Here is a 14,316-nt window from a genome sequence, read left to right on the forward strand (position 1 = left end):
GGGTTTCTCTTCAGTCATTGTCGGAAAGCCCGGCACCAGCACCCAGAAGGCGGGAGGCTTCGGTGGCGGGGGCGTAGGTGCGGTGGGCAAACCTGTTCAGGGTCTCCCAATCGCTTGGGTCTGGGATGGCGCGGGATCGCTGTGGCGCGATGCTGGTCAAATCGCCGCTTGGACGGATTTCAACGCGATCGGCACGATTGGGCAGCGCATCGGAGGTTGAAACAACGGCTCCGTCAGTAACAATCTCAGCGCCATCGCAGGTGATTTCAACACAAGACTCCAGTCGACGTGCTGCATAGGCCGCAAACGGCACCAGAAGCAGTGGGCATTCGACTTGCCGCAACACTATAGGGTCTGACTTCAGAATATGCGCGCTGTCGGACAGATATGCGCCGTTTGACAGTGGGCACGGACCGCGTTCGCCTGACCGGATCGTTTCTTGTTCCAGCAGCCGCGCCATAGTTCCGATACCGTCCAACCCCTGCGCGCAAAGCCAGCGCGTTGCCTTGCCGGCTTCCTCGGCCAGTCCCCAACTGTAGCCCGCGCCGCGTGCGGCCCGTTTGGCCGTGGCCTCAACCTCGTTCAGGGAATAGCTCATTCCACAGCCTCCGGGTAAACCCACAGATCCGCCGTTTGAGGCGTTAATTCCTCGGGGTAGGGCGCGCCGGAATACATGCAGATGCGAACCCATCGGTCTGACCGCGGATCGAAATGGGTTGCCCCGAAAAACGAGAGTTTGGCACGCAACATGTCGATGGGGAGAACATCTGCACTGATCGTATTGTCACGGATTTCGCCGTAGGGTGCGATGCATGACATCTGAGCCCGTCGAACCGTATGCCGGTGTTCCGGGTGTTGCAGCAGAAACTCAGCGATGGGTGCGTTGTCCTGCCAACTGGCTAGCTGCTGGCAGGCAAGCGCCGCATCCCGCGCTGGGGCCAGCGGTTGTTCATAGTCCGAGATCGGCTCTTCGAACCGCTCACCCAATCTGGGTTCCAGCTTTTCTTCCGAGACATACCAGGCCCGGGCGCAATTCTGCGGGTTGGTCCAATCAACATCCAGTGCCCAGTCAAAGCTTTCGCGGATCAGCGAACGGACCTGTTTCACCGTCATCGCGCCGTCGATCAGATGCGCCTGCGTGTTGCTGTCGGCCATGCAGCTTGCCAATCCATCCACAAGCTCGGGGTAGGGTTCCATGATCAGCGAGACGACCAGTTCCTGACCTTCTTCGCTGAGCGTGTTCTCTGACCAGCGCACAAGCCGGTCCCAGGGTTGGTTCTGCGTCAGGTCATCCTGTTCCAGATAGTCCGAGATGGCCTTCAGATCAGCGTTCAGAGTCGCCAGTTTTTCAATCTGTATCGGGTGATCCGACCGCCACCATGAGGTCGACAGCATGCTGCGGTCAAAGATGTTCAGGAATTTTTGAACTTCGTCGCTGGATGCAGTTTCGATGCCGCGCACGCGGGCGATGGCCTCTTCCCGTGCCATGATCCAGTTGTTGAACAGGATCGGATGGTTGACGATAAACGGCGCCATTCCCAACCCTGTGGAATTGCCGATGCCCAGCCAGCGTGCGATTTGCGGGTCAAGCACCGCAGCCTGTCCATTGCCTTTGACATTCGCCATATGCTGTACCAGATCGCGCACAAAAACCCGGGTCAGGTAGACTGACAGCATCTCGATCTGGAACGGGCCACTAACTTCGGAACGATCTGCCGTTATTTCGCGATCGGCCGCGCCGAACTTGCCGGAACCATAAACCGCCGTGGTCCGCATCAGATAGCCGACCTTGTAAATCTGCTCCAGCTCGGGCTGTTGTCCGGCGGCAAGACTGTCGACAACATGGGTCCACAAGCGAACGGACCGGTTGGCCCGCGACAGGGACAGTTCGCTTTCGCTGACGCGCCCCGCCTCTTGCAGCGGGACATTCCTTGACAGTCGCGCGATATCCTCGGACGTCGGAACCCCGTCAAACAGTGTGAAAGTGGCATCCCACGCCTCGGCAATCACCCGGTCCGAGCGTTGTTCGGGCGGCAGGTCATGGGCAAACGCGACCAGAGAATACGCGCGCTCGGGACCGCAAGCGGTATAAACCGCATGGCCGACACCGTTGTCATCAATCTCAAAGACCGGGCGAGAGAAAACCCAGGCCTCCTCCGCCATGCGCCGCGTCAGTTGCCGCATGAAGCTGAGGCGACATTGATGCAGCGAGCCCAGGCGGGAAAGGCGCATCACCTTCGCAGGATCACGTCGCGCGATATGAGAGGCCGGGGGTGTCATGCGTGTTGAGGTCCGAAGCTTTCATTAAAGAACCGATACCAGTTACCGCCCATGATACCGGCAATTTCGTCTTCGCTCATGCCGACGGTACGCAATCCGGCCTCGATGTTGCCGAAATCGCGATTGTCGCGGAACCAGTCCGGCATCGGCGGAAAGCCGGGATTGCTGGCCGAGCCTTCGCCGTAATCGATCTCTTTCGTCCAGCGCCCTACACGCATCCATTCGACCACACTGTCGGGCTGGTCCTGGCACAGATCGGTGCCGATCCCCAGATGCTGAACGCCGTATGTGTCGGCGGTACGCGCGATCATCTCACAGAAACTTTCAATCGTGCATGCGGATTTGTCTTTCAGGTGATGAGGGTAGACCGAAAAGCCGAGCATCCCACCATTTTCCGTCACCGCACGAATAACCTCCGCGCGCTTGTTGCGCAGGGCCGGAGACCATTCGTGCGGATTGGCGTGAGTGATGGCAATGGGACGCTCGGACAGTTCGGCGGCCTCGATAGTCGACCGGTCTGCCGAATGGCTCATGTCGACCACAAGGCCAACGCGGTTCATCTCTTTGATGACCTGTTTGCCCATGCGGGTAATGCCGGTGTCTTCGGCCTCGTAACAGCCGGTCGCCAGAAGAGACTGGTTGTTGTACGTCAGTTGCATGAACCGCGCACCAAGGTCATGCAGGATTTCCACCAGCCCGATATCGTCCTCGATGGGGCTGGGGTTCTGAAATCCGAAGAACACTGCCGTCCGGCCGGTATCGCGGGCTGTGTCGATGTCGCTGGCCCAACGGCCTTTCATGATCAGGTCCGGATACTGCTCGAACCAGCGGTTCCACTTTTCAAAGTTCAGAACCGTTTCGCGAAAGTTCTCGTGATACGAAATGGTGACGTGGATCGCGTCCACACCACCTTCGCGCAGTTGGCGAAAAATCTTTTCCGACCAGTTGGCGTATTGCAGCCCGTCAATCCGCATCAGACGGGACCCGCGCTGATATAGGCTGTTTTGACGGTGGTGTAGAATTCGGCCGCCGCCTTGCCCTGTTCACGCGGGCCATACGAGCTGTCGCCGCGCCCGCCAAATGGCACGTGATAGTCGGTTCCGGCGGTGGGCAGGTTGACCGTGACAACACCGGTACGTGCATTGCGGCGGAAGTGTGTGGCGCGGGCCAGCGACTTGGTCACAATACCCGAGGTCAGGCCAAAATTGGTGTCGTTCACCACGCTCAGCGCTTCGTCATAGCTGCCGACTTTGATGACGCTGGTCAGGGGCGCGAACATTTCCTCTCGGTTGATGCGCAAATCGTTGGTCGTGTTCAGGAACACGCCGGGGGACATGTAGAACCCGTCATGCGGCATATCGAGCAACTGGCCACCACAGGCAAGCTCGGCGCCTTCGGATTTGCCAAGCTCCACATAGCTCAGGTTTTCCTTGAGCTGCTGCTGACTGACAACCGGCCCCATCTGCACCCCATCCTGCAGGGCATGGCCGACCTTCATGGCCTTCGCACCGGCCACGAGCTTTTCGACAAACGCATCATGCACACCGGCATGAACGACCAGACGCGAAGACGCAGTGCATTTCTGGCCGGTGCCCCCAAAAGCGCCGCCAAGCGCCAGTGTGACGGCCAGATCCAGATCAGCGTCATCCATCACCGCCAGAGCGTTCTTGGACCCCATCTCCATCTGCACCTTGGTCAGGTTCTGGATGGCGGCAGCAGCGATGCCCTTTCCGACCGGAACCGAACCGGTGAACGAGATTGCGTTCACCTTTGGGCTTTCCACCAGCCGTTGGCCAATGGATCGGCCTGAGCCCATGACAAGGCTGAACAGACCCTTGGGGATGTCCTGCCGTTCAATGATTTCGGTCAGGGCCACAGCCGAGGCCGGTGTGATGTTCGCGGGCTTCCAGACAACCGCGTTGCCATAACACAGCGCCGGGGCGATCTTCCACGAAGCGGTCGCGGTTGGGAAATTCCACGGGCTGATGATGGCCACGACGCCAACCGCTTCGCGGCGTACGTCAATCTCGACACCCGGCCGGACACTGTCTGCATTTTCACCGATCTGACGCAGGCATTCTGCGGCGTAATAGGTAAAGAACTGGCCTGCGCGATAGACCTCGCCCTTGCCCTCGGCAAGCGGTTTGCCTTCCTCTCGTGATAGCAGCGTGCCCAACTCTTCGACGCGCGACATCAGCTCATTCCCGATATTCATCAGAACGGCTTGCTTGCGCTCCGGCAGATAGGCCTCCCATTCGGCCTGCGCAACGCGCGCCTGATCCAGTGTCGCGTCCAACTGGTCCGGGCTGGCCTGCGCGAACATGCCGACCAGATCGCTCAGGTCCGAAGGGTTGCGGTTTTCAATTTCGCTTTCTCCCGCCAGCCATTCGCCGGCGATCAGGTTCAGTTTGGTCACAATGCGCCCCAGAGTCGAAAAACAGGATTTCTGACAGGATGGCTTTTTGCAGCAACATCAGTCAAACTCAAATAAATGAAGAAAACTTCAGGAATCTTGAACCATGGCAATCAAGATCGAAACTTTGCGGTGTTTTTGCGCCGTTGCCCAAACCGGTCAGCTGAATGAAGCCGCCGACAGGCTTGGGCGGACGCAATCCGCCGTGTCGATGACATTGAAGCAATTTGAGGAACACCTCGGCAAAAAACTGTTCGAGGGCGAGCGCAAGAACCGTCTTTCACCTTTGGGGCAGCAGGTGTTCGAGCTTGCACTGAAACAGGTTCGTCAATTCGATCAAACCGTGCAGAACATTGAGGCGGCAGCGGATGCCGAACACGGCCTGTTGCGGATCGTTTCGGTCCCGTCGGTTGCCGCGCTGGTTTTCCCAGCGGCGCTGGCGCATATGACGCAGCGGTTTCCCGGCCTCAAAATCGAGCTGCGCGATACGGATACGCAGCAGGTGCTCGACGCGCTGGTCGAGGGCAAGGCTGATATCGGAATTGCCTCGGGCCACCACGCACTGAACGGGTTCCGGGCGATTGCCCTGTTTGAAGACCTGTTCGGATTGGTTTGCGCGTCGGACCATCCGTTGATCAAAGCTGAAGCCGCACCGACAATTGATGATGTCGCATCGGCTCCGTTTATCCGGAACGCATTGTGCGGCCTGATCCGCTCGCCGCGATTTGTGCAGGCCATCGAAGGTGCGGATGTCACCATCCACAACACACACTCGCTTGTAACGATGGTGCGCACAGGCAGATGGGTGACGGTTCTTCCGCAAACCGTTGCCCGGTTCATCCCCGAGGCGACGGCCTTCCGGCCCATTTCGGACCTTGCAGACAAAAGGCAGGTCTATCTTTATGTCAGCGAACGGTCACGGTTTCAGGACATGACTGATGAAATCAGTGCCTTCATTCAGGGCCTTGATCTGGGAGGCGGGCAATGAGGACTCGACTGGCATGTTGGCGTAAGCCCATCACAGTCTTGCAAGGGAGACCCCCGCCGATGCCTGCCGGCAGGACCGGCGGAAGTCTCCAATAAAACTCAGGGCCTATAGGGGTCAGACAGCGCCGGCAGAACGGTTCCGACGCAATCACCGAACCCGATGACATACCCATCCCCCTTGGCCGCACCTTTCAGAGTCAGTGTGTCACCGTCCTCGATGAAACTGCGTGTCTCTCCGCCGTCCAGCGTAAGTGGTTCCTTCCCACCCCAGCTGAGTTCCAGCAAGGATCCACGTTCGGCTTTTGTCTCGCCCGAAATCGTCCCTGACCCAAGCAGATCACCTGCATTCATCGGACAACCCGATGTGGAGTGATGGGCCAACTGTTGCGCAGCGGAATAGTACATCTCGTTGTAGTTCGTTCGCGCGATGGTGGTGGCTGCCTTGCCTTCGGGCGCCATCGTGACCTCCAGCTCGATGTCATAGAGCATCGGGCCGCAATCCTTGAGGTGATCCAACAATTCGAACTCACGCTCCGGTGTGTCACACCGGAAGGGTTCAAGCGCTGCCTTGGTGACGATCCACGGGCTGATCGAAGTCGCGGTGGCCTTGGCCTGAAACGGGCCCAGCGGCTGGTATTCCCATGCCTGAATATCGCGCGCGGACCAGTCATTCAGTAGGACATAGCCTAAAATGTGGTCATCTGCCGTCTGAACCGAGATCGGACCATCGGACGGAGTGCCGACAATTGCCCCCATTTCAAGTTCGATATCGAACCGGCGGCTGGGCAAAAATGCCGGTAGATCCTGATCGGGCGATTTGAGCTGCCCCCAGGGGCGGCGAATATCGGTGCCCGAAACCACCACGGAGGAGGCGCGCCCGTTATAACCGATCGGGATATGCAGCCAGTTCGGCGGCAACGCATTTTCGGGGCCACGGAACATTGTCCCGACGTTGAAGGCGTGATTCCGGCCCGCGTAGAAATCGGTGTATTCGCTGACCGCAAAGGGCATGTGCAACTCGGCCTCATCCTGTCGCACCAACAGTGGCTCGACCTTTGCCTGTTCGTCCGACCCGTCGGCCAGTAGGGCAGTCAGCCGATCGCGCAATGCGCCCCAGACGGCCGGGCCTTCCTCCATCAGCGGGTTCCAAAAAGGCAAATCGAAAAGCGGCTCGTCACCCAGGTTGATCAGACCTTCGGCCTCGGCAGAGGTGACGTCCAGGATCATGTCTCCGATGGCGACGCCGCAACGGGGTTCTTCACCCTCGGTCGAAAAGACCCCATAGGGCAGGTTGTTCAGCGGAAACGGGTGCGTCGCGTCATTGGCCGAAGCCACCCAGGAATTTTTCAAAGGCATGGTCTGTCCTTTTTTGTGTCTTGTGGCGTGATGCCGCCGTTATGCTGTCGGGCGGAGGGACTTCAACCCAAGCAGTATTGCCGCCAATATCATGAAAATGCCGCCCGCCCGGTCAAGCCAAAGCCGCGCCTGTCCACTGAGCCGTCTGGCCAGCCAACTTGCGCTGCCGCCATAGGCCGAAAGGAACAGGCCGTCCATGACCAGATAGGTCGCCGACAAAACGGCAAACTGCGGCCAGAACGGGTAGGCGCCGTCGATGAACAACGGGAAAAGGGCGGCAAAGAACACCACGGCCTTCGGGTTTGCCGCAGACGTGATAAACCCTTGCGCCCAAAGTGATTTCCGGCTTGTTCTGACGGCTTTCTGAAGCGTCTTGCGTTCAGCCCGCAGGATGGATCGTGCGCCAAGAAAAACCAGATACGCCACGCCGAGCCATTTGATCACGGTCAGTGCAATGCCCGATGTGGCAATCAGCGTCGCCAGCCCAAGACCCGCCGCCAGCATTTGCAGCAGATTTGCCGTCAGATCCCCCGCTGCCGTGAACAGACCCCGGGAAAAGCCGTTGGCCGCCGAGTTTGACAGCATCAGCAACTGGCTCGGCCCCGGAGTGCTCATCAACAGCAGGACGGTTCCGACATAGGTGATCCAGATATCCAGGCTCATGGCTGACTACTTCTTTCCAGGCGTTCCATCGAACTTTTTCTCAAGCGAAGTCCAGCAATCGATGTAGTCATCCTGCAAGGGCGCCTCGTTGGCTGCGAAGGGTGTCAGATGCTGCGGGAACCGCGTTTCGAACATGAAGGACATGGTGTTGTCCAGCTTGTCCGGACCCAGGTTGGAATTCGATGCTTTTTCAAAGGCATCCTTGTCGGGTCCATGTGGTAGCATCATGTTGTGCAAGCTCATGCCGCCCGGAACAAAGCCCTGCGGTTTGGCGTCGTACTGACCGTAGATATTGCCCATCAGTTCGGACATGATGTTCTTGTGATACCAGGGCGGGCGGAACGTATCCTCCATCACCATCCAGCGTTCGCGGAACAGAACAAAGTCGATATTGGCCGTGCCGAGTTGCCCGGACGGGGCGGTCAGGACGGTAAAGATCGACGGATCGGGATGGTCGAATAGGATTGCGCCGACAGGGCAGTAATTGCGCAGATCGTATTTGTAGGGCGCGTAGTTTCCATGCCAGGCCACGACGTCCAGCGGGCTGTGCCCGATCTTTGTCGTGTGGAACTGTCCGCACCATTTGATGGTCACCGTCGATGCCGTCTCGCGATCTTCAAAAGCCGCAACAGGTGCCTTGAAATCGCGGGGATTGGCCATGCAGTTCGCGCCGATGGGGCCGCGGCCGGGAAGTTCGAACTTCTGCCCGTAATTTTCGCAGACAAAGCCGCGCGCCGGGCCTTCCAGCACTTCGACCCGATAAACCAGACCGCGCGGCAGGATGGCGATCTCTTTCGGCTCCAGGTCGATGATGCCCAACTCGGTCGCAAAACGCAGACGGCCTTCCTGCGGCACGACCAGCAATTCGGAATCGGCGGAATAGAAATAGTCATCCACCATGGACTCGGTGACCAGATAGATATGGCTCGCCATTCCGACTTGCGTGTTTACGTCGCCTGCTGTCGTCATGGTGCGCATTCCGGTCAGCCAGGTCAGCTTCTCCTGAGAATGCGGGACCGCGTCCCAGCGATACTGGCCCAGGCTGATCACATCCGGATCAACACAGGGTGCAGATTTCCAGTGCGGCAGGTCGATCTTTTCATAACGGTGTGAATGCTTGACCGAAGGGCGGATGCGATAACACCAGGTCCGCTCGGGCGGGTTGGCGGTAAAAGCTGTGCCGCTTAACTGTTCGCCATAAAGGCCATAGTTGCATTTCTGTGGGCTGTTCATGCCCTGCGGCAGCGCACCCGGCAAAGCCTCGGTTTCGAAGTCGTTGCCAAAGCCGGGCATGTAGCCCGCGTGCGTCCCGACCGGAGTGATGGCCTGGGTCAGTTTGTGTGGATCAGTCGGACGGTTCATCCTGTGTTCCTCCATTTGCTGCTTGTCGGGTAATAGTTGATTTTGTAACTAACAAGTATGGCAAAGCCCGATTCACACAAAAAAGATGACTTTGATCTGCAGGAATTCCTGCCGTTTCTTCTGAACATGGCTGCGGAAGAGGTTTCGCTTGAGTTCCAGCGCATTTACAAAGGGCGGCACGGCATGCTGCGCACCGAATGGCGCGTGCTGTTCCATCTTGGCAACTTCGGGGAAATGACCGCTAAGGAGATCGGCCAAAGGGCCAAGGTGCACAAGACCAAGATCAGCCGGGCGGTTCAGCGGCTGGAACAGCGCCGTTACCTGGCGCGCACCCAAAGCGACACGGACCGACGGGTCGAGCATCTCAGGCTGACGGACGCCGGCACGCGCGTATATCGCGAACTGCGCGACATTGCCGAGCAATATGACGCAAAGCTTGCCAATGCGTTTTCCGATGACGAGGTTATCCTGTTGCGGCAAATGCTTCGGAAGCTGGCGGGAATGGTCTGAGCACTGGTAATTTGCCGTCCCTTACCCCAGATGATCAAGAGACTTGATACAGGACTTGAATATGACGGCCCCGGACACCGAAACGGCAAAAGCGGACTCTCTGATCGAATGGCTGGTCGACCGGGGGCTGGAAGGGGCCGGAAAAGAAGAGTTGCTGGACGGGTACTGCGCGCGACTGGTTGATCTGGGCGTGCCCCTCATGCGGTTTCACGCGGCGCAATCCGCCCTGCACCCGGTGTATGGCGGCACAGGATACAGCTGGTATCACGGGCATGGCGGTGACTATCAGAAGTTCGAGTATTCCGAAGAACCCAGCCCGCAATGGCAGCAAAGCCCGCTTTATGCGTTGATGACAGAGGACATGCAGGACCTGCGTGAACGGCTGGTCGATCAGAACACGCCCAGCCGTTTTCCGTTGCTCAATGAACTGCGCGAGCAGGGCGCCACGGACTATTACGCAACAGGCGTGTCTTTCGAGCGTCCCATGCGCGAGGCCCTGAAAGAACCGGACACCTCGGTTGACGGAGTACTGATGTCCTGGACCAGCGACGCGCCCGAGGGGTTCCGCGATCATGATCTGAACCTGATTAATTCCGTCTTGCCCCATCTGGGACTTGCGCTCAAATCGGCGTCCAATAGCCGGATGGCCAGGGATCTGATGCGCGTCTATCTGGGCCGGGACGCGGGGCGCCGGGTGCTGTCAGGGGAAATTCGCCGCGGTTCGCTACAGCAGATCGACGCCGTGATCTGGAACTTCGATCTTGAAGATTTCACCAGCCTGTCCGAGCAATTGCCCGGCCCGGAAATCATCGAAATGCTGAATGACTATCTGGCGGTTGTGGTGGCGGTCGTGCACGAATGCGGTGGCAATATCCTGAAATTCATGGGCGACGGGCTGATGGCCATGTTCGATGTCGGGGAAATCGACGAAGACGCGCGCGCCGCGCTGGCTGCCGTAGCGCTGTTGCAGGATCGAATGGCCGCAAGGAACGCGCAGCGGCAGGCAGAGGGTCTGCGCGTAGTTGGTTACACCCTGGCGCTGCACGCAGGTGAAATCCTCTATGGCAATATCGGGGCGGAAAACCGGCTGGATTTCACTGTGATCGGACCTGCGGTCAATCAGGCCGCCCGTATCTCCGGCATGCACCGGTCTCTGGGGCAGCGAATCCTGATATCAGACGACGTCGCCCGGGCCGCCGAGCCTTGCAGTCACGAGCTTGTATCGTTGGGCCGCTACATGCTGCGCGGTGTGACCGAGCCGAAAGAGCTGTTTACTGTCTACAGGGCCGCCGAATAACGGCGGCCCGTGGGATTGCGCCGGTCGTAAGATGTCATCCTTGTCCGGTCAGGTCCTGCGCCAACATCATGGCGTTGCCGTCCAAGTCGTAGAATGTGGCGGTGCTGACCATCCCCTCGATGGTTTCTGTGTCGCCGTCGAATTTGACCCCGGCCGTTTCCAGCGCGCCCCTTGCCGTTTTGATGTCGCTTACTCCAAATACAGGGACGGTGTTACCGGGCGCGGGTTCGGTCTGCTCGCCCAGCCCCAAGGTTACGCCGTCGGTCTTTGTCTGCATTTCGCTCCAGCCGGCCTCGTCAATGTGATGGATCAGCTCAAATCCAAGCATGTCGCTGTACCATTTGGCGCTGGCGTGACGGTCGCGGACTGAGATCGCAAGCGTGATCGTGTTTTCCAAAGAAACTGGCAGCATCGGTCTTTCCTACTATCTAATAATAAAGTAACTATACTTTATGGACACAAAGTCACTTGTCAAGCTTACGTCGCGGGCATGGTCGCTGAGCATTCTGGCAAAGCTGCACGCGGGCGTTCCGGGGCGGCAGGCACCGTTGATTGCGGCGACGGGGGCAAGTCGCAGTTCGTTTACCCAGAGCCTTGGGCACCTGATCGAGTTAAGGCTTCTTGAGAAAAACCCCGGCCACGGTCATCCACTGCGCCCCGAATTCCGGCTAACGCAGAGCGGTAAAGAAATGGCCGAGGTTGCAAGCAGAATTGTTAAGGCCGTGCCCGACGAAGACGACTTTGCCCTTCTGAGGCGAAGCTGGACCGTGCCGATTCTGGCCGTGACGCAAAAACCCCAGCGCTTTTCTGTCATAAAATCAGATCTGTCCACGATCACCGACCGCGCGCTGTCGAAGTCGCTCTATCTTTTGGAAACGCATGACTGGCTTAGGCGCGACATCGATGTCTCAGGCCGGTCGCCCTTTCCGACCTACCTTGCCATCAATCGTGGCATCGAAGTCAACAAGGCGATCGCCCTGGCAAAATGATCAGGATGATCAAGGCAGCGGTGAAGATGTGCCCCGTCAGAAGTCGATCTCGACCCCCGGCAGGTTCAGTTCTTTCATCATGTCGCGCAGCTCTTGTCGCGCGGCTATGTTCGAGATGTTCAGCTGTTTGACCCCGATATCCTTGAGGTCCAGCAGGGTCAGGCCGCGCGGAAACAGCTCGCGGAAAATCACCCGTTCAGAAAAGCCGGATGCAACCCTGAAACCGATCCGCTGAGACAGCATCTCTATCGCGCGCTGCATCTTTTCCTTGTTGACCATGCGCTGTGTGCCGACCCGGTTGCGGACCACAACCCAGTCGATGGGTTTCAGCCCGGCCTGCGCCCGCAGCTGACGCGCGTTCCATACCATTTCCGAATAGACAGATGGCCCGAGGATCTTTTCACCTTTCGAGTCGATCCGCGCCAACAGGTCGAAGTCGATGAAGCTGTCATTCAGCGGCGTGATCAACGTGTCGGCCAACGAATGCGCCACCTGGCTGAGGCGCGTGTGCGAGCCGGGGCAGTCGATCAGGATGAAATCGCTGTCGCTTTCCAGTTCAGCAACGGCGGCGGACAGGCGGTGGTCATAGATATTCTCGCCCGGCTTCAGCGTGGCCGCATCGATTTCGGGCAGGTCGTGATGACGCGGGCTGGGCAGGCTCAGGTCCGAACTTCTGAGAAAGTTCAGGCGGTTTTCGAAGTAACGCCCAAGGCTGCGCTGCCGCAGGTCCAGATCCAGTGTGCTGACCTTGTGCCCCAGCCGCGCCAGCGCCGTCGCCACATGCATCGAAACGGTCGATTTGCCTGCGCCGCCCTTTTCGTTCCCGACCACAATGATATGTGCCATGCTTGTATTCCCAAGTCCCGCCGTGTTTGCCCACACGTTGTTTGTGGCCACTATATGTTGTGTTTGGTGGGAAGGAAAGAACCTCAAGCGGTGTATTGGCCTATTATTGGCGAGGAAACCGGAAAACAGCGCGGCCCGGGCGGGTTACGCCGTGCAACAAGACGGGCGGCTTGCACCGTTTCTCAGATTTGCCAAAGAAACGATGGGCCAGACAGGCAAAAACAGCGCGTGGTTGCGAAGGCCGTGACCTGCACTTTCCCAGTGGGCTTTCAAGGTCAGTCGATGCCGGTTTCGTGACTTGTATACCTGTGGCACCTGACGGACAGTGCGTCGCAAACAGCTTAGCAATCAGCAAAGGACATCCTGAATGATCGGATATGTTACCATTGGTGTTTCCAAAATGGACAAGGCCAAGGAGTTCTATACTGCGCTTTTCGCGGACAAAGGCGCGAAGGTTCTGATCGATGCCGGTCGGATTGCGTTCATCGGCAACGATCCGACTGCACCCATGCTGGCGGTTTGCGAACCCTATGACGGCGAAACCTGCGCGTCAGGAAATGGCAACATGCTGGCCTTTGTCGCCGAATCCAAAGATGCGGTCACCACCATGTATGACAGGGCCATCAGCCTTGGCGCGACGGACGAGGGCGAGCCGGGCCAGCGTGTGCCCGACCGCTTTTAGGGCGCATATGTGCGGGACCCGGACGGCAACAAGTTGTGCTTTTACGTGTTCGGATAAAGCCCAACGCGCTCCACAAAAAAAGGCCGCCCAATGGGCGGCCTTCTGCATTCGGAACCGGTAAGGCTTAGAAGCCCAGACCTTCGTATTTTTTCTTGAACTTCGACACGCGGCCGCCGGCGTCCATCAGGCGCGACGAGCCACCGGTCCACGCGGGGTGCGAGGAGGGGTCGATTTCCAGAGCCAGCTGGTCGCCTTCGGCGCCCCAGGTGGATTTCATCTGAACCACGGTGCCATCGGTCATTTTGACGTTGATGACGTGATAATCGGGATGGATGTCTTTTTTCATCTTTCCGCTCCTTACGCCTCGGCGCCAGCCTTGGGCTTGTAGTTGGTGACTTCTGCGATACGCGCGGACTTACCACGGCGCGAGCGCAGATAGTACAGTTTGGCGCGACGGACGCGGCCACGGCGGACAACGGTGATGCTGTCAATATTGGTCGAATGCAGCGGGAAAACACGCTCCACGCCTTCGCCAAACGAAATCTTGCGAACGGTGAACGAACCGGCGATGCCGCTGCCACCTTTGCGCGCGATGCAGACGCCTTCGTAGTTCTGCACACGGGTACGCGACCCTTCGGTCACTTTAAAGCCGACACGGATGGTGTCTCCGGCTTTGAAATCGGGGATGTCTTTCCCCAGGGCGGCAATCTGTTCCGCCTCAAGCTGTGCGATCAGGTCCATCGCAGGTACTCCTATCTGCTCGTGGTTGGTCCACGAAGTTTGGGCACGGCCTGAGAGCTCTTGGTCTTCACCGGGTCCTGCGCACAGCCCGCCAGAGGTCAGGTCGAATGTTCCTTTGGTCTGGCTTGCCGCATCGCGTCCGGGCCGAAGAAAGCGGGACGTCACGCTGCGAAACAAACCAAAACACCGG

Annotated in this window: 16 protein-coding genes; 5 read left to right on the forward strand and 11 right to left on the reverse strand. The window is 58.5% G+C overall.

The window, feature by feature from the left end:
• Positions 1–10: 10 nt before the first annotated feature.
• The 4 genes from ACR0MI_RS10920 to ACR0MI_RS10935 are packed head-to-tail and all read right to left on the reverse strand — an operon-like array spanning position 11 to position 4,696.
• Positions 11–598 (reverse strand): DUF3726 domain-containing protein, encoded by a 588-nt coding sequence (locus ACR0MI_RS10920; RefSeq protein WP_170614803.1) that lies wholly within the window; start codon positions 596–598, stop codon positions 11–13.
• Positions 595–2,280 carry a hypothetical protein gene (locus ACR0MI_RS10925; protein ID WP_170614802.1) on the reverse strand — a complete coding sequence of 562 codons (1,686 nt, stop codon included), beginning with the start codon at positions 2,278–2,280 and terminating at the stop codon, positions 595–597. Before ACR0MI_RS10925 ends, ACR0MI_RS10920 begins: the two co-directional genes overlap by 4 nt.
• Positions 2,277–3,254 (reverse strand): membrane dipeptidase, encoded by a 978-nt coding sequence (locus tag ACR0MI_RS10930; RefSeq protein WP_170614801.1) that lies wholly within the window; start codon positions 3,252–3,254, stop codon positions 2,277–2,279. The genes ACR0MI_RS10925 and ACR0MI_RS10930 overlap by 4 nt, the downstream gene beginning before the upstream one ends.
• Positions 3,254–4,696, reverse strand: coding sequence for an aldehyde dehydrogenase family protein (locus ACR0MI_RS10935; RefSeq protein WP_170817173.1), 1,443 nt, complete (start codon positions 4,694–4,696; stop codon positions 3,254–3,256). The genes ACR0MI_RS10930 and ACR0MI_RS10935 overlap by 1 nt, the downstream gene beginning before the upstream one ends.
• A gap of 103 nt (positions 4,697–4,799) precedes the next feature.
• Here ACR0MI_RS10935 and ACR0MI_RS10940 point away from each other — a divergent pair, with 103 nt between their 5' ends.
• A complete protein-coding gene (locus tag ACR0MI_RS10940) occupies positions 4,800–5,681 on the forward strand; it encodes a LysR family transcriptional regulator (protein ID WP_170614799.1) in 882 nt (293 codons plus the stop codon).
• Positions 5,682–5,779: 98 nt separating this feature from the next.
• On the opposite strand, the gene fahA is transcribed toward ACR0MI_RS10940, so the two are convergent.
• Genes fahA through hmgA form a run of 3 tightly spaced genes read right to left on the reverse strand, consistent with a single transcriptional unit; the run spans position 5,780 to position 9,061 of the window.
• Positions 5,780–7,036: a fumarylacetoacetase gene (fahA, locus tag ACR0MI_RS10945; protein ID WP_170614798.1), complete on the reverse strand. Its 1,257-nt coding sequence runs from the start codon at positions 7,034–7,036 to the stop codon at positions 5,780–5,782.
• 39 nt (positions 7,037–7,075) lie between these two features.
• The gene (locus ACR0MI_RS10950) at positions 7,076–7,699 is read right to left on the reverse strand and encodes a LysE family translocator (RefSeq protein ID WP_170614797.1); all 624 of its coding nucleotides are present in this window, start codon (positions 7,697–7,699) and stop codon (positions 7,076–7,078) included.
• 6 nt (positions 7,700–7,705) lie between these two features.
• Positions 7,706–9,061 carry a homogentisate 1,2-dioxygenase gene (gene hmgA, locus ACR0MI_RS10955; protein WP_170614796.1) on the reverse strand — a complete coding sequence of 452 codons (1,356 nt, stop codon included), beginning with the start codon at positions 9,059–9,061 and terminating at the stop codon, positions 7,706–7,708.
• A gap of 57 nt (positions 9,062–9,118) precedes the next feature.
• Between hmgA and ACR0MI_RS10960 the strand changes: the two genes are divergently transcribed.
• Positions 9,119–9,571 (forward strand): MarR family transcriptional regulator, encoded by a 453-nt coding sequence (locus tag ACR0MI_RS10960; RefSeq protein ID WP_170614795.1) that lies wholly within the window; start codon positions 9,119–9,121, stop codon positions 9,569–9,571.
• A 61-nt stretch (positions 9,572–9,632) separates the two neighbouring features.
• Positions 9,633–10,868: an adenylate/guanylate cyclase domain-containing protein gene (locus ACR0MI_RS10965; protein WP_170815751.1), complete on the forward strand. Its 1,236-nt coding sequence runs from the start codon at positions 9,633–9,635 to the stop codon at positions 10,866–10,868.
• A 34-nt stretch (positions 10,869–10,902) separates the two neighbouring features.
• Here the strand turns inward: ACR0MI_RS10965 and ACR0MI_RS10970 are convergent, their stop codons facing one another.
• A complete protein-coding gene (locus ACR0MI_RS10970; protein WP_170614793.1) occupies positions 10,903–11,280 on the reverse strand; it encodes a VOC family protein in 378 nt (125 codons plus the stop codon).
• A gap of 40 nt (positions 11,281–11,320) precedes the next feature.
• Between ACR0MI_RS10970 and ACR0MI_RS10975 the strand changes: the two genes are divergently transcribed.
• Positions 11,321–11,857, forward strand: coding sequence for a winged helix-turn-helix transcriptional regulator (locus ACR0MI_RS10975; protein ID WP_170614792.1), 537 nt, complete (start codon positions 11,321–11,323; stop codon positions 11,855–11,857).
• A gap of 36 nt (positions 11,858–11,893) precedes the next feature.
• Here ACR0MI_RS10975 and ACR0MI_RS10980 read toward each other — a convergent pair whose 3' ends face one another.
• Positions 11,894–12,703 (reverse strand): division plane positioning ATPase MipZ, encoded by an 810-nt coding sequence (locus tag ACR0MI_RS10980; protein WP_170614791.1) that lies wholly within the window; start codon positions 12,701–12,703, stop codon positions 11,894–11,896.
• 367 nt (positions 12,704–13,070) lie between these two features.
• Between ACR0MI_RS10980 and ACR0MI_RS10985 the strand changes: the two genes are divergently transcribed.
• Positions 13,071–13,385 (forward strand): VOC family protein, encoded by a 315-nt coding sequence (locus ACR0MI_RS10985; RefSeq protein ID WP_170817174.1) that lies wholly within the window; start codon positions 13,071–13,073, stop codon positions 13,383–13,385.
• Between the two features lie 124 nt (positions 13,386–13,509).
• Here the strand turns inward: ACR0MI_RS10985 and rpmE are convergent, their stop codons facing one another.
• Positions 13,510–13,731 carry a 50S ribosomal protein L31 gene (gene rpmE / locus ACR0MI_RS10990; protein WP_170428949.1) on the reverse strand — a complete coding sequence of 74 codons (222 nt, stop codon included), beginning with the start codon at positions 13,729–13,731 and terminating at the stop codon, positions 13,510–13,512.
• A gap of 11 nt (positions 13,732–13,742) precedes the next feature.
• Positions 13,743–14,126, reverse strand: a complete 384-nt coding sequence (gene rplS / locus ACR0MI_RS10995; RefSeq protein WP_170328369.1) for a 50S ribosomal protein L19 — start codon at positions 14,124–14,126, stop codon at positions 13,743–13,745.
• Positions 14,127–14,316: the final 190 nt, after the last annotated feature.

This window comes from Ruegeria sp. D4 (assembly GCF_056534475.1).